The organism is Sphingomicrobium sp. (genome assembly GCA_036563485.1).
Lineage (GTDB): Bacteria > Pseudomonadota > Alphaproteobacteria > Sphingomonadales > Sphingomonadaceae > Sphingomicrobium.
The window spans coordinates 1262758-1276613 of record DATCMI010000001.1 but is presented as its reverse complement, the minus strand read 5'-3'; the positions used below and the strand labels follow the sequence as shown (position 1 = coordinate 1276613).

The 13856-nt window shown below is 67.3% G+C and carries 15 protein-coding genes and 2 tRNA genes; 7 read left to right on the top strand and 10 right to left on the bottom strand.

The genetic code is table 11. The features are described from left to right. Window positions 1-23 precede the first annotated feature (23 nt). Entirely contained in the window at window positions 24-1436 is a 1413-nt protein-coding gene (gene creD / locus VIL42_06680; protein HEY8592534.1) for a cell envelope integrity protein CreD, read from the bottom strand. 140 nt (window positions 1437-1576) lie between these two features. After that, window positions 1577-1921: a hypothetical protein gene (locus VIL42_06675; GenBank protein HEY8592533.1), complete on the bottom strand. Its 345-nt coding sequence runs from the start codon at window positions 1919-1921 to the stop codon at window positions 1577-1579. Window positions 1922-2139: 218 nt separating this feature from the next. On the opposite strand from VIL42_06675, the gene VIL42_06670 reads away from it, so the two are divergent. Beyond that, on the top strand, window positions 2140-2832 hold the full coding sequence (locus VIL42_06670; GenBank protein ID HEY8592532.1) for a pirin family protein: 693 nt from the start codon (window positions 2140-2142) through the stop codon (window positions 2830-2832). A gap of 134 nt (window positions 2833-2966) precedes the next feature. Then, window positions 2967-4190, top strand: coding sequence for a hypothetical protein (locus VIL42_06665; protein ID HEY8592531.1), 1224 nt, complete (start codon window positions 2967-2969; stop codon window positions 4188-4190). Here the strand turns inward: VIL42_06665 and VIL42_06660 are convergent, their stop codons facing one another. The 8 genes from VIL42_06660 to VIL42_06625 form a co-directional block, all read right to left on the bottom strand. Next, the gene (locus VIL42_06660) at window positions 4191-4580 is read right to left on the bottom strand and encodes a hypothetical protein (protein HEY8592530.1); all 390 of its coding nucleotides are present in this window, start codon (window positions 4578-4580) and stop codon (window positions 4191-4193) included. It lies immediately after the preceding gene. A gap of 67 nt (window positions 4581-4647) precedes the next feature. Further along, window positions 4648-5265: a DNA-3-methyladenine glycosylase 2 family protein gene (locus VIL42_06655; protein HEY8592529.1), complete on the bottom strand. Its 618-nt coding sequence runs from the start codon at window positions 5263-5265 to the stop codon at window positions 4648-4650. Beyond that, a complete protein-coding gene (gene rlmB / locus VIL42_06650; GenBank protein HEY8592528.1) occupies window positions 5265-6008 on the bottom strand; it encodes a 23S rRNA (guanosine(2251)-2'-O)-methyltransferase RlmB in 744 nt (247 codons plus the stop codon). The genes VIL42_06655 and rlmB overlap by 1 nt, the downstream gene beginning before the upstream one ends. Before the next feature lie 33 nt (window positions 6009-6041). Then, window positions 6042-6482, bottom strand: a complete 441-nt coding sequence (locus VIL42_06645) for a hypothetical protein (protein HEY8592527.1) — start codon at window positions 6480-6482, stop codon at window positions 6042-6044. Between the two features lie 49 nt (window positions 6483-6531). Beyond that, window positions 6532-6873 carry a hypothetical protein gene (locus VIL42_06640; protein ID HEY8592526.1) on the bottom strand — a complete coding sequence of 114 codons (342 nt, stop codon included), beginning with the start codon at window positions 6871-6873 and terminating at the stop codon, window positions 6532-6534. Window positions 6874-6936: 63 nt separating this feature from the next. Next, window positions 6937-7542: a helix-turn-helix transcriptional regulator gene (locus VIL42_06635; GenBank protein ID HEY8592525.1), complete on the bottom strand. Its 606-nt coding sequence runs from the start codon at window positions 7540-7542 to the stop codon at window positions 6937-6939. 280 nt (window positions 7543-7822) lie between these two features. After that, window positions 7823-7908: transfer RNA gene (locus VIL42_06630), tRNA-Tyr, on the bottom strand. A 194-nt stretch (window positions 7909-8102) separates the two neighbouring features. Further along, window positions 8103-8176, bottom strand: a tRNA-Gly gene (locus VIL42_06625). 252 nt (window positions 8177-8428) lie between these two features. On the opposite strand from VIL42_06625, the gene trpD reads away from it, so the two are divergent. Genes trpD through VIL42_06600 form a run of 5 tightly spaced genes read left to right on the top strand, consistent with a single transcriptional unit; the run spans window position 8429 to window position 13765 of the window. Further along, window positions 8429-9505: an anthranilate phosphoribosyltransferase gene (gene trpD / locus VIL42_06620; GenBank protein HEY8592524.1), complete on the top strand. Its 1077-nt coding sequence runs from the start codon at window positions 8429-8431 to the stop codon at window positions 9503-9505. Then, a complete protein-coding gene (gene trpCF, locus VIL42_06615; protein ID HEY8592523.1) occupies window positions 9498-10883 on the top strand; it encodes a bifunctional indole-3-glycerol-phosphate synthase TrpC/phosphoribosylanthranilate isomerase TrpF in 1386 nt (461 codons plus the stop codon). The genes trpD and trpCF overlap by 8 nt, the downstream gene beginning before the upstream one ends. After that, on the top strand, window positions 10874-12034 hold the full coding sequence (gene trpB / locus VIL42_06610) for a tryptophan synthase subunit beta (protein HEY8592522.1): 1161 nt from the start codon (window positions 10874-10876) through the stop codon (window positions 12032-12034). The genes trpCF and trpB overlap by 10 nt, the downstream gene beginning before the upstream one ends. Beyond that, a complete protein-coding gene (gene trpA / locus VIL42_06605) occupies window positions 12031-12801 on the top strand; it encodes a tryptophan synthase subunit alpha (protein HEY8592521.1) in 771 nt (256 codons plus the stop codon). The genes trpB and trpA overlap by 4 nt, the downstream gene beginning before the upstream one ends. Window positions 12802-12835: 34 nt before the next feature. Then, window positions 12836-13765, top strand: coding sequence for a Ku protein (locus tag VIL42_06600; GenBank protein HEY8592520.1), 930 nt, complete (start codon window positions 12836-12838; stop codon window positions 13763-13765). Window positions 13766-13856: the final 91 nt, after the last annotated feature.

Sequence of the window (13856 nt, the reverse complement as noted above, 5' to 3'; positions counted from 1 at the left end):
CCTAGCCGCAAACCCGGGCAGCGTCACGCCACAGCGCGCTCGCTTCTGGCCGCTCCCCAGTCGATCCGACGCGTCGCGTACATGACCCCAGCAAGCGCCGCGAACAGCAGCAGCGATCCGATCAGCAAGGAATAGGCTTCGAGGCTGAGCAGGACGTAAAGCACGGCATAAAGGCCGAACAGCAACCCGCCGATCATCGCCGCCCGCCGCCAACTGCCCAGCACCGCGGCCGAATAAGCGGTATTGAGCCCGGCGATGGCGGCCGAAGCGATCAAATAAGCGGGCGTGAAGCCGATCACTTCGGCAAGCGCGAGCAGCAGCACGAAGAAGAGGATGAGCGCGGCGCCCATCAGCAGATATTCGACCGCCGACACGCGGGCGCCGCCGATCACGTCGAACATCAGCAGCGCAAGGAAGGTGAAGCCGATGAACAGGAAGCCATATTTGGTCGCGCGGTTGACCTGCGAATAGACGTCGACCGGCTGGATCAGGCTGATCGAGGCGGTCTGCACCGGGCCGATGTCCCCGGCCGGCCCCGTCGTCTCAACAGCCGGAGTAGTGCGCGACGGCGGCGGAATGCGCTCGGCAATGCCGGGCGCGCCGGCATCGCCGGTGCTGACGAGCGACCTTCCGAGCGCGAGGTTGCCGACCCGGTAGCCCGCCTCGAAGCCCTTGTCCGTCACCGACCGGCTCTGCGGCAGGAAGTCGCCGCCAAAACTCGGGCTCGGCCAGGACGACTTGACCAGCCAGCGCGTATCCCCGGCCTGCGGCGCGAGGCTGATCGCCGCATTGCCGCGGAGGCCGTAGCTGAAATTGACCGACAGCGGCTGCGCCTGAAGCCCCGTTGCATCGAGCCAGGCGAAGAAGCCGCGGCCGCCCCCGCTGCCGCTCCCCGGAAGCATGCTGAGCGCTTTGCCGGCCGCGGAGACCTTCGGGTTCTCGCCGAGGCCGCGCGGATCGCTGAGCGAGAAGCGGAGCTCGGCGCGGCTGAGGTCCATCCGCGCCAGATCGACGCCGCTGCGGGCAAGGTCCTGCGGCAGGCGGAAGCGCGCATGCCCGCTGACCGACGCCGCATAGACCACCGCCTCATAGATGGACCGCCGGCGGACGTCCGGGCGAAGGTCGGTCGCGACGTTCACCACTTCGGGCGCAAGCGTCAGCTCCTTGGCTACCTCGCTGGTCCGCGTCACGCTGGCGCCATTCTCGACGACCGTTTGACTCGCGGTGGTGCGGTACGGGATGACGAGAACGGGTCCGGCGATCGCCTGCGGCCCGCCCCAGCCTGCGGTGATCGAGCTTTGCGCCTGCTCCTGCTGCGACTGGCGGTCGTAAACGAGCAGCCAGACCGAAAAGAGCGGGATGGTGAGCACCAGTCCGACGATGATCGTCAGTGCGAGCTTGAACCCGGCGCTCCGCTCTCCATCAAATCTGATCACGATCCCATCTCCCGCTGGTGCGGGCAGCCTCATGGCATGCGGGGCCTGCGTCAATCATGAGCAAGCCATGAGCGATCAATGAAAAGAGCCCGGCCGTTTCCAGCCGGGCTCCCGATCCCTGCTCTTGCGAGCGGAGTTGCTTACTTCTTCTTCTGCGAAAGAAGCTGATCGTTGACGGCGCGGGCGAGGGCGCCCGAACCGGACGTCGCGTTGCACGCCGCATCGCCGGCCTTCTTCTGCGAAGCGAGGACGTTGGCGGTCACGCCGCAGACGTTGGCGGCGATGCCGACCGGCACCTGGACGGTGACGGGAACATTGAGGTTGTTCAGCGCCGCAATCTGGGTGTCGTTCAGGAAGTTGTTGAGGACCGACACGTCCCGGACGGTGACGTTGACCAGACCCTGGCTGAGGTCGACGTTCTGGGCAACGACCGGGCTGGCGGCGGTCGCGGCTGCAATGCTTGCAGCGATCATGAGTTTACGCATACATATTCTCCATCTCTGAGTTTGGTAGGCATGCGCCGCACAAGCAGCGCAAAGCACCCTCCTCTTGAGGGAACCCGCACCCAACGCATGAGCAGTGAAGATGCGCATGAACAACGGTTCAGACGCGGTGGGCTGCCATGTCGTGTCGACGAGCCGACATTTCCCGGAGGCACATCGATGACACTTGAAGGCGCCGGGCACTTCGCCACCTTGGAAGCATGATCGACATCCGCAAATTCGACACGCTCGGCCACGCCGATCACGGCTGGCTCAACGCCCGCCACCATTTCTCCTTCGCGAGCTATCACGACCCCAAGCGCGTGAGCTGGGGGCGCATTCGCGTTTGGAACGACGACCAGATCGCAGCCAAGAGCGGCTTTCCGCCCCATCCGCACCGCGACATGGAAATCGTCACCTATGTCCGCACGGGCGCAATCACTCACCAGGATTCGATGGGCAACAAGGGCCGTACTGGCGCTGGCGACGTGCAGGTGATGAGCGCCGGCACCGGTGTGGTGCATGCCGAATATAATCTCGAGGACGAGCGGACGACCTTGTTCCAGATTTGGATCGAGACTGACCGTCCGTCGGCGCCGCCGAGCTGGGGCGCGAAGCCCTTCCCGAAGGACAGCCGCGAAGGCGCGTTCCAGCTGCTTGCGAGCGGCGATCCCGACGATGGCGCGCTGACCATCAACGCCGACGCCCGGGTGCTCGGCGCGACCGTGAAGGCCGGGGAGAGCATCGCCATCGATGCGGCCCCGGACCGCCACCTCTATCTCGTGCCGAGCGGCCGGGTGCGGGTGAACGGCGTCGAGGCCGGCCCCCGCGATGGCGTCGCAATCACCGGCGAAGAGCATGTCCGCATCGAGGCCGACGATGACGCGGAGCTGGTGCTGGTCGACGCCCGCTGACCATATCGCCTCCGGTCGTCGGCAATTCCGGGCCTGTTCATCCCGGCCATGCTTGAAACCGCCGCCTGTCGAAGGCATGGGGCTGGCGCGCCGCAGGGAAGCGAGCGCGCCCAGCACATGAGAATCGGGACCGGATGAAGACGCTTTCGCGCGTGGGGCAAATTCTGGCTGCAGCAGTGCTTGCGCTCGCTCCGGCAATGGCTGGCGCGCAAGAAGCGCCCGCCACCAACACGCCTGCGCCCGAGACCGTCGGCCCGCGCGAGTTGCGCAACTTCAACCTGCCGGGGACTGTCACCCGCAGAGCCGATCAACCCGCAGCAACCGCCCAGCCGACGCAACCGCAGCCGCAGCCGGAGACCACCCAGCCTGCAACAGCTGCCCCCCGTCCGGTGCTTCGCAGCGAACGGCCCGCGCCGGCCCCTGAGCCGCGGCGGCAACAATCCGCCAGCGCGGCTCCGTCGACCGCGACCCCTACTCCCTCGACCGCTCTGCCGAGCTTTACCACCCCGCCCGTCAGCGGACGAGGGACGGTCGAAGCGCCCACGCCGTCATTCACCGAGGGCGCCGCGCCGAGCCCGGCGCGCCCAACTCACGATAGCGGCGGCGGTTTGGGCCTTCTCCCCTGGCTGCTCGCGGCCGTCGCGCTCGGCGCCGGTGGCGCCTTCCTGTTCCACCGGAGCAGATCACGCGAGGCGCTCGCCGGCGGGCCGGAAATGGATGCGTTCGTCGCACCCGAACTCGAACCGAGCCGCGGACCCCCCGCCGCGCTCAAGCCTGCGCCGCTTTCTCCTGCACCGCCACCTCCCGCTTTGGAGCCCCGGGGCGCCGATCCGGCAAAGTCCACCGGCGTCGTTTCAACGCGCCTGCGTCCCTGGATCGACGTGGCTTTCCGCCCGCTTCGCTGCGTTCTGGACGATCAGCGCGCCACGATCGAGGTTGCCGTCGAACTATCGAACTCGGGGAGCATGCCTGCTCGCGACATCGCTGTGGACATCACCGCTTTCAACGCCGGCCCGTCACAGGACGAGCAGATCGGCGCTTTCATCGGCAGCCCGCGCGACCAGGGGGAGCGGATCGATCTGCTTCCGCCGCTCGAGCGAACGGCTCTTCAGCTCCAGTTGGCGATTCCGCGCGATATGCTCCAGCCGTACGACCTCGGCGGCCAGCAAGTGTTCGTGCCGCTGGTCGCCTTCACCGTGCTCTACCGCTGGAGCTCAGGCGAGGGTCAGACCTCCGCCAGCTTCCTGCTCGGCCGCGAAGGCGAGGGCGACAAGCTGCGGCCGTTCCGGCTCGACGCTGGCCCGCGCATTTTTCGCGGCCTTCATGCGCGGCAATTGCAGCTGGCCGCGCGCCGCTAGCTATTCGGCAGCCGCCGGATGGTCGCGGCCGAGAAGGCGCACCAGTTGCGCCAGGAAAATCAGCACGCCGGCAAGCCACAGGATCGATGCGACGATGGCCAGCCCGGGCGACGCGCTGAGGACCGCAAGACCGATGCCGATCGGCAGCAGCACCGAAGCGGTTCCTGAAAGGACGAGGTGAAGGGGTGCGAGCCGCGTTGCCGAGAGCTGCGGGTAAGCGCGATAGGTAAGGCCGAAGAGGCCGAGCGATGCCCACCCGGCGAGGTTCAGGTGCGCGTGCACCGGCGTCAGGCGGAAATCCTCGCTCGCGCCCATGACGATGCCGAGGCCGGCTCCGACGACCAGCAGGATCGTCGCAAGCAGCAGGAAATAGACGTCTACGCGTTTCATGGGCTCCCCTCCCGATATGTGGTTCAGCTTGCCATGCGGCGAAGCTGCCGCAAGCAAAAAATCTGTCTCAGAGCACTGCCGAATTATAGCTGTGCCAGGCCAGGATCGCGGCCGCGCCGCGATAGGGCCGCCAGCCCTCCGCAAGCTCGCGCAACTGCTTCTCGCTCGGCTTGCCGGACAACTCCAACAGCCGCCCAATCTCGATCTGCACGGCGAGGTCGCCCGCCGGCCACACATCCGGCCGCCCTTCCGCGAACAGCAAATAGATTTCCGCCGACCAGCGGCCGATCCCCTTGATCCGGGTCAGCAGCGCTATCGCTTCTTCGTCGTCCTCGGGCAGGGCATGAAGGTCGAGCTCGCCGCTGAGCACGAGCTGGGCAAGGCTCCGGGCATATCCTGCTTTCTGCCGCGAAATGCCCGCAAGCCGAAGGTCGTCGTCGCTCGCATCGAGAATCGCGGCGAGGTCCGGCGGCGCGCCGTAAGCGGCCTCCAGCTTCGACCACATCGACCGCGCGGCGGCGACGCTGACCTGCTGGCCGACGATCGTCCGCAGCAAGGTGTGAGCCCCCGGGTCGCTGCTCCGCGGCTCCGGAATGCCGTGCCGTTCGACGACGCGGGCGAAGGCCGGCTCGCGGGCGGCGAGCGCTTCGACATGATCGCGAATGCTGCTTGAAGTGCGGACCATCAGGCCACGGTCGCGGCGTAGAGCGCGACCGCGGCGGCGTTGGACACGTTGAGGCTCTCGATGGCGTCGGTGATCGGCAGCCGCGCCACCGCGTCGCAATGCTCCCGCGTATTCGGCCGCATTCCCGTCCCTTCGGCGCCGAGCACCAAAGCGACGCGCTGCGGCCCCAAGGCTTCGCGCAGGTCCGCGTTCGCGTCGCCGGCAAGCCCGATCCGCCAGAAGCCGGCTTCGCCGATCTCGTCGAGGGCGCGGGCCAGGTTCACCGTCCGCACCCACGGCACGCGCTCGAGAGCGCCGGACGAAGCTTTCGCGATGACCCCGCTCTCCGGCGGCGAATGGCGGTCTTGGGTAACGATGGCGATCGCGCCGAATGCGGCGGCGGAACGCAGGATCGCGCCGACATTGTGGGGGTCGGTGACCTGGTCCAGCACGAGGATGATCGCGCGGTCAGGTGCTTCGGACAGGATGCCGTCGAGCCACACATCGTCCAGCGGCTCGACTTCGATCACGACGCCTTGGTGCGGCGCGTCGCCGGGCACGAGCCGGGCGAGGTCCGGCGCCTCCGCAAGGGTCAGCGGCACGTCCTTTGGAAATTGCATGAAGCCGGCGGTCTCCCGCGTCGCCCAGGCGCGCAGCACCTTGCGATCGGGATTGTCGAGCGCGGCGGCGACCGCGTGCTTGCCCCAGAAGCGCGGGCGGCTCGGCGTGCCGTGACTTTGGTGGGATCTCTTGCGGCGCGACATCGCTGCACCGCTTAGCTGCCTTGCGCCGCGAGTCTAGACGGCGGTCGCGGCAGAAAAGTTGGAGCTTGCCCGGCGGCGGCGATAGCCGCGCCATGTGGCGACGCCGAGGATGATGACGATCGGATAGCTCCAGAACACCATCGCCGCGGCATAGGCCTTGAAGAACAGGTCGACGTGCACCGCCTTGAGGAGATGGCCGAGGATCGCCGTCAGTTGCAGCCCCGCCATCCACAAAGGCCAGAACCGGTCCGAACGCAGCGCCACCCACAGGAAGCCGGCGAACACCAGCAGGTCGACCACCAGCACGTTCGTCTCGAAGCCATGGAACCGGCTGGCGAGTGGCGAGATGACGAGGTGGGTGGCGATCACGCCAAGTACGAGGACGGCACCCGCCACGCGTTCGTCACGGCGGCCCCACAGGAAGGCTGCCACCGCGACGCACGCGAGGAGGATGCGAAAGAGGATGGGCGCCATGTCGTCCCGGCCCACGCAGCACAGCAGGTGCCGTGCCGCAAGCTCTTCTCTAGGCGACGACGCGAAGGTCGGTCCGCGCGACCTTCGGCGGGCATTCCTCGTCGCCGATGGCGACCGTGCGAAGGCCCGGGACCTTGGTCTTGGCGTCCGCCAGCGCCGCATGGCATTCGACCATCGCGCCGCGGGTCGCGACCAGGCCGCTGACCGCCGAAGCGAGTTGTTCGAGCGAAGGATGGGCGGCGCCGAAGCCGACGCGGGCGACGGCATTGGCGCGCATGATGCGGGCCTGAAGCTCGGCGATCTCGGCCATTGCCGCGTCGATCGTGTCCTCGACCACGCGGACTTGGGTTGCGACCTCGAAAGCGGCGTCTTCGATCATCTGTTTGCGCATGACTGCTCCTTCTCCGGCGCGCGTGGCGCCCGGAGTTGCTGCGGTCTGGCGGTGATTGTCGGCTTAGTTGCCCAGAAGCCTTGCGAGGCTTTCCAGCCCGGCGAGATACATACCCGCCGAGAATGCCGCTCCGATCGCGATTGCCGCGACCCAGAACAGCCTCTGGCCGACACTCATCTCATTCCGCGGGTTGCTCCTGGTTGCGAACGGCGGTTGCAGGGAAGGCCGGAATGAAACGGCCCTCTGCTCGGTTTGGAAACCAGTTCCCCCGACCTCCCCTGCACGGTCAGCGTGCCGAATCTGATGACTGACCGCGGCTTCGGTTTGGCCGGATTGCGGATCGGCGGGAATGTGCGGCGCTTGATGTATCAACCGTTGATATGGGCCGCTGGTGCGGGCGACGAGCCGCGCCGCCTGCGCCCGGCGCTCGACGCCGAGAATCTGTAGCGACTGGCGGATGCGCTGATCGACGGTGTGCGGCGAAATGCCGAGCTCGACCGCGATTTCCTTGGAACTCATATGCTGGTCGACAAGGCGCAGGCAGTCCAGCTGGCCGGGCGTCAGCCGCGCCACACGGGCTGCAACATCGTCTGATCCGCCGTAAGGCATACCACCGCCAACCTCCGGCAAGCTATTCGTATCCTCTGATGAGGCTTGCACCGCGAACATCCAACGCAACTCCCGAGCAACGAGTCCGAAGTCCTTAAGCCAAAGTCTAGGGATTAGCCAGTTTTAGCAGTTTTCCGCGATTTCTACTTGCACTGCTGTCAGCTAAACCGGCGCGGCTCTCGCCAAATGCAACTTGCGTTACACTTCGGCTCGATCTTCTTGTCGCCCTTGTACCCCACGACCTGCGCTCTTGGCGTCGCGCACTTCGGCGATGCTGAAGAAACCGCCTCCCTTCAGAGCGCTTCGGCGGAAAAGCAGCGCTTCCGCGACGGCGATGCTGTGGTGGAGAGGGCTGGATTCGAACCAGCGTACGCTTGCGCGGGCAGATTTACAGTCTGCTGCCTTTAACCACTCGGCCACCTCTCCAGGTGCTCGGCAGGCGCGCCAAATGGCGGCGCGGGTCCGCTGTGTCAACGGAAGTGAAGCGCTGCAGTCGCCTCGTTCGGCCGAACGCCTCACGAGCGCTCCAAAACTTCGACATGCCCCCGGCATGACGGTTGTCGCCCCTCGCTGGCGCTCGGGCGCTCCAGCCCTACGCCAGTCCCCCGAACTGGCTAGGCTGGAGCGGGTGAAGGGAATCGAACCCTCGTCGTAAGCTTGGAAGGCTTCTGCTCTACCATTGAGCTACACCCGCTCTGCCGGCCGCCAATGCCACCACGGCGCCGATACCGTCAACAGACCCGGTTGACGGCAACAGAAAATCTCGCCTACTCAAGCCCTTGATGACGCACCTGAATGCCATCGCCGTTTCCCTGACCGTTCGCCGCTGGTGGCACGGATCGCGGACCCATGCGGCGCGATGGCGCGACTGATCGACTTAGCCAACACGATCATTCGACTGCCCGCCCGCCACCCGGCGGGCTTTTTTGTTTCAGGTGACCTTTTCATGACCATTGCCCTCCTCAAGACCGACCTTCCCGCCAACAGTCAGGACGGCGTCCCGGCCGACGTCCCCGTCCCCAATCCCCTGCCGCGCCTGCTCGCCGGCGAGGACCTGCCGACCGAGGATGCCGAGCATCTGTTCGAACGGCTCGTCCTCGGCCGCCTCGAGCCGGCCGAGATCGCCGGCATGCTCATCGCGCTTCGAATGAAGGGGGAGACGGCCGAGGAGATGATCGGCGCCGCCCATGCCTTGTCGGCCGCGGCGCTGCCGTTCGAGCGGCCCGATTATCTGTTCGCCGACTGCTGCGGCACCGGCGGCGATTCGTCGGGCATCATCAATGTTTCGACCGCAACCGCGTTCGTCGCCGCGGCCGCAGGGCTGCCGATCGCCAAGCACGGCAACCGAAGCGTCAGCTCGCGGTGCGGATCGGCGGACGTGCTTGAAGCGCTCGGGGCCAGGATCGAGCTTTCGCCCGAAAGCGCCCGCGCCGTGCTCGACGAGACCGGCTTCTGCTTCCTGTTCGCGCCGGCCTATCATCCAGGGATGAAGCATGCCGCCTTGGTGCGGCGGCAGCTTTCAGTCCGCACGGTGATGAACCTGCTCGGACCCTGCATCAATCCGGCGCGGCCGCCCGTCCAGCTGCTCGGCGTCGCCGACCCCAAAATGCTCCGCCGCATCTCCCAGACGCTGAACGCGCTCGGCGTGCGCGAAGCGCTGGTCGTCCACGGCTCCGGGCTCGACGAAATCGCGCTTCACGGCGACACCCGCGCGATCCAGCTCTCCGGCGGCGAGATGCGCGAGATCGAGATCCGCCCCGAGGACGCCGGCGTGGAGCGCGCGCCGCTCAGCGCCGTTGCCGGCGGCGACCCGGAAGAGAATGCCCAGCGGCTTCGCCAGCTGCTGGCCGGCCGCGGCAGCGGTGAGGAAAATGACATGACCATCCTCAATGCCGGCGCGCTCCTGCTCACCGCCGGGAAAGCCGCGAGCCTGCGTGACGGCGCGGTCCTCGCCCGCGACGCTTTGTTGTCCGGCGCTGCCGGCAAGGTGCTCGGCGCTTATGTGGAGGCGAGCCGTGGCTGAGGGCGTCCTCGGCCGCATCGAAGCGTCGAAGCGCGAGGAGCTGGAGCGGCGCTACAAAGGCGTTTCGCTCGACAGCCTCCGCGGCCGCGCCAAGCCGACGCGGCGCAGCCTCGCGGCCGCGCTCGCGCAGGACGGCGCCCGCTTCATCCTCGAAATCAAGAAGGGCTCGCCGTCAGCCGGAGCGATCCGGCCCAATGCCGACCCCGCGCAGCTCGCCCGCGGCTATGCCGGCGTCGCCGATGCGCTCAGCGTCTTGTGCGATGGCCCGTTCTTCGGCGGGTCGCTCAAGGACCTCGCCGCCGCGCGCGCGGAGTTCGACGGGCCCGTCCTCGCCAAGGATTTCTTCATCGACCTCCGCCAGGTCGCCGAGGCGCGGATCGCCGGGGCCGACGCGATCCTCGTCATGCTGTCGCTGCTCGACGGTCGCGCAGCGCGCGAGATGATCTCCGAAGCTCGGCGCTTCGGCATGGACGCGCTGGTCGAGGTTCATGACGAAGAGGAGATGCTGCGCGCGAAGGCGCTCGGCGCAAGCCTCATCGGCATCAACAACCGCGACCTGCGCGACCTTTCCATCGATCTCGCGACCACCGAGTGGCTCGCCCGCATGGCGCCGGACGCAGTGCTGGTGTCGGAGTCCGGCATCTCCACCCGGTCCGACGTCGACCGGCTCGCGCCTTTGGTCGACGGGTTCCTGATCGGGTCGGCGCTGATGCACGCCGCGGATCCGGCGCAGGCGGCGCGTCAGCTGGTGTTCGGCCGCACCAAGCTCTGCGGCCTCAACCGCTCCGGCGACCTGCGCGCCGCGGCTCCCGCGTCCTATGCCGGATTCGTCTTCGTGCCCGGCAGCCCCCGTCACGTCACGGCCGAGGAAGCGGCACCGCTCGCCGGCATGGCCCGACAGTCCGGCATGCTCCCGGTCGGCGTGTTCCGCGACGCGCCGCTCAGGACGCTCAGCGACATCGCCGTGCTGATGAACCTTCACGCGATCCAGCTGCACGGGCGCGAGGACAGTGATTATATTCGCCGGGTGCGGCGCGAAGTGCCGCCGAGCTGCGAAATCTGGACTGCTCTCAGCGTCGGACGCGAGCCGCTGAAGAGCCGCGGCGGCGACCGGCTGCTGTTCGACAATGGCGATGGCGGCAGCGGCCGCAGCTTCGACTGGAGCGCGATCGAAGGGCATCCGGAGCTTGGGCAGGGAATCGTCGCCGGCGGCATCGGCGCCGGGAACGCCCGCGGTGCGCAACGGCTCGGTGCATTTGCGATCGACGTCGGATCGTCGGTCGACCTGATGCCGGGCCGCAAGTCCGCGGATAAGATCGCCGCCTTGTTCGAGGCGCTTCGCCCGCCCGCGCGACGACGGCTCAGTGCATGCGCCTAGACGGCCGGTTCGGGCGCTTCGGCGGCTGCTATGTTCCCGAAATCCTCGTCCCCGCGCTCGAGCAGCTCGAGGCGGCGTTCCTCGACGCGCAGGACGATCCTGCGTTCGCGGTGGAACTCGGCTCCCTTTTGGCGAACTACGCAGGCCGTCCGACCCCACTCACGCAATGCCGCAACCTGCCGGACAATATCTATTTGAAGCGCGAGGACCTGCTCCACGGCGGCGCGCACAAGACCAATCAGGTGCTGGGACAGGGGCTGCTCGCCAAGCGCATGGGCAAGACGCGCCTGATCGCCGAGACCGGCGCCGGCCAGCACGGCGTCGCCACCGCGATCGTCGGCGCCCTCTTCGGGTTCGAGACAATCATCTACATGGGCGCGGAGGACGTCGAGCGGCAGCAGCTCAACGTCTTCCGCATGCAGTTGATGGGGGCGAAGGTCGTGCCGGTCGAGCGCGGCGGACGGACGCTCAAGGACGCCATCAACGAAGCGCTTGCTGATTGGTCGGCAACATTTGCCGATACGCATTATTTGCTTGGTACAGCAGCAGGCCCGCACCCCTTCCCGACCATCGTCCGCGAGTTCCAGCGGATCATCGGCAAGGAAGCGCGCGCGCAGATGATCGAGCAGGTCGGGCGCTTGCCCGATGCGGCCGTCGCCTGCGTCGGCGGCGGGTCCAACGCGATCGGCCTGTTCGCCGATTTCATCGACGATCCGGTGCGGCTGATCGGCGTCGAGGCCGCGGGCAAGGGGCTCGACGGCAGCGAACATGGCGCAACCCTGCTGCGCGGCACACGCGGGATCCTGCACGGCGCGGAAACGCTGGTGCTGCAGGACGAGGACGGGCAGGTCGCCGACACCTGGTCGGTGTCCGCCGGCCTCGACTATCCCGCCGTCGGCCCGGAGCACGCGCACCTGAAGGGAAGCGGCCGCGCCGATTATGTCGGCGTCACCGACGCCGAAGCGCTCGCGGCGTTTACCGCGCTCGCCAAGAACGAGGGCATATTGTGCGCGTTCGAATCCGCGCACGCCCTCGCTTATGCGCTGAAGCTTGCTCAAGCCGAGCCGGACAGCATCATTCTCGTCGGTCTCTCAGGGCGTGGCGACAAGGACGTCGGCCAGGCGCAGCAGCTGATCGGCCCCTCGGCATGAGCCGCTATGCCGCCATGTTCGATCGCTTGCGGGGTGAGGGTGCGTTCGGCGCCTTCCTCATGCTCGGCGACCCGGCCGCGCCGCCGCTCGACCTGCTGGTGGAAGCCGGCGCCGACATGATCGAGGTCGGCATTCCATTTTCCGACCCGGTCGCCGACGGCCCGGTGATCCAGGCTGCCGCGCAGCGCGCGCTTGGCGCCGGCGTCCGCGTCGGCGACTGCCTCGATCTCATCCGCGACTTCCGCGGCCGTCACCCGGACGTGCCGGTCGGCATCCTGACTTATGCAAACATCGTCGCCGCTCGCGCCGGCTTCATGCGCGGTGCGGCCGAAGCCGGCGCCGACAGCCTGCTGATCGCCGACGTTCCTTCGCTGGAGGCGGAGCCCTACACCCGGGAGATGGAGCAGGCCGGCATCGAACCGGTGCTGATCGCCGCCGCGAATACGCCGGACGCCGCGCTCCAGCGCATCGCCCGGCTGTCGAAAAGCTACACTTATTGCGTCAGCCGCGCCGGGATCACCGGCACTCACTCGAGCGGCGAGTTCGACCGCAGCCTGGTCGAGCGCCTGAACCGCGCCGGAGCGCCGCCGCCGGTCTTCGGCTTCGGCATCTCAAAGCCCGAGCACGTCCGCGCTGCCCTCGCTGCCGGAGCGCGAGGGGTCATCTGCGGATCGGCCATCGTCGATGCTGCCCACAGGCACGCCGACGTCGCGGCGCTCATCCGCTCGCTCAAGTCAGCGACAGGGAACGAGTCGTCGCCGCAATGATTTGAGTCTCCTCGCAAGAAGGGAGACTTTGTTCATGGCCGCGCGCGCGATCTGGCGAGGGCAAATCCGGCTGGCGCTGGTGTCGATTCCGGTCGAACTGTTCCCCGCGACCAAGAGCGGGGCGTCGATCCAGTTCCACCAGGTTCACGAGCCGTCCGGCAAGCGCATCAAATATGAAAAGGTCGTGCCCGGCATCGGCCCGGTCGACCGCGACGAGATCGTCAAAGGTTATGAGGTGTCGAAGGGCCATTACGTCCTGCTCGACCCCGAAGAGATCGAAAGCGTGAAGCTCGAAAGCCGCAAGACGCTCGACCTCGTCCAGTTCGTCGACGTGAACGAGATCGACGCCATGTATTACGAGAAGCCCTATTACGTCGTGCCCGCGGACGACCTCGCCGAAGAGGCGTTCGTGGTGCTTCGCGATGCGCTGCGCGCGTCGAAGAAGATCGGCGTCGGCCAGCTGGCGATGCGCGGGCAGGAACATGTGGTGGCGCTGAAGCCCTGCGGCCGGGGCATGCTTCTGGAAACGCTGCGCTACTCGGACGAAGTCCATCGCTCGCAGACCTACTTCCGCGAGATCGAAGACCGCGAGCCCGACGCCGACCTGCTCGACATGGCCTCGATGCTGATCGAGCGGAAAACCGGCAAGTTCGATCCCAGCGAGTTCCACAACCGCTATGTCGACGCGCTTCACGAGCTGATCGAGGAAAAGCAGCGCGCCAAGGGCGAAAAGGTGATCCAGGATCCCGACGCCGACGCGCCGCCGCCCAAGGGGTCGAACGTGGTCGACCTGATGGCGGCGCTGAAGCGCAGCCTCGGCAATGCCGACGAGGGCGACGGCAAGTCGGCCAACGAGAACAAAAGCGGCGCCAAGAAAACGAGCGCGGCCAAAAAGCCCGCCCCGCGCCACGCGCCCAAGAAAGCGCCCGCCAAGAAAGCCGCTTCGGGCGGACGGAAGCGCTGACATGCCTTCCTTATCCGCGCTCACCCTGAGCCTGTCGAAGGGCGAGCGCTCGCGTTTCGACAAGCTCAACGAGAGCGCGAGGGGCTAGCTC

What these genes read in the sequence shown, in the direction of transcription:
- VIL42_06675 (HEY8592533.1), bottom strand. Translation starts at nt 1,921, where the DNA reads ATGCGTAAACTCATGATCGCTGCAAGCATTGCAGCCGCGACCGCCGCC.
- VIL42_06670 (HEY8592532.1), top strand. Translation starts at nt 2,140, where the DNA reads ATGATCGACATCCGCAAATTCGACACGCTCGGCCACGCCGATCACGGC.
- VIL42_06665 (HEY8592531.1), top strand. Translation starts at nt 2,967, where the DNA reads ATGAAGACGCTTTCGCGCGTGGGGCAAATTCTGGCTGCAGCAGTGCTT.
- VIL42_06660 (HEY8592530.1), bottom strand. Translation starts at nt 4,580, where the DNA reads ATGAAACGCGTAGACGTCTATTTCCTGCTGCTTGCGACGATCCTGCTG.
- VIL42_06655 (HEY8592529.1), bottom strand. Translation starts at nt 5,265, where the DNA reads ATGGTCCGCACTTCAAGCAGCATTCGCGATCATGTCGAAGCGCTCGCC.
- rlmB (HEY8592528.1), bottom strand. Translation starts at nt 6,008, where the DNA reads ATGTCGCGCCGCAAGAGATCCCACCAAAGTCACGGCACGCCGAGCCGC.
- VIL42_06645 (HEY8592527.1), bottom strand. Translation starts at nt 6,482, where the DNA reads ATGGCGCCCATCCTCTTTCGCATCCTCCTCGCGTGCGTCGCGGTGGCA.
- VIL42_06640 (HEY8592526.1), bottom strand. Translation starts at nt 6,873, where the DNA reads ATGCGCAAACAGATGATCGAAGACGCCGCTTTCGAGGTCGCAACCCAA.
- VIL42_06635 (HEY8592525.1), bottom strand. Translation starts at nt 7,542, where the DNA reads ATGTTCGCGGTGCAAGCCTCATCAGAGGATACGAATAGCTTGCCGGAG.
- trpD (HEY8592524.1), top strand. Translation starts at nt 8,429, where the DNA reads ATGACCATTGCCCTCCTCAAGACCGACCTTCCCGCCAACAGTCAGGAC.
- trpB (HEY8592522.1), top strand. Translation starts at nt 10,874, where the DNA reads ATGCGCCTAGACGGCCGGTTCGGGCGCTTCGGCGGCTGCTATGTTCCC.
- trpA (HEY8592521.1), top strand. Translation starts at nt 12,031, where the DNA reads ATGAGCCGCTATGCCGCCATGTTCGATCGCTTGCGGGGTGAGGGTGCG.
- VIL42_06600 (HEY8592520.1), top strand. Translation starts at nt 12,836, where the DNA reads ATGGCCGCGCGCGCGATCTGGCGAGGGCAAATCCGGCTGGCGCTGGTG.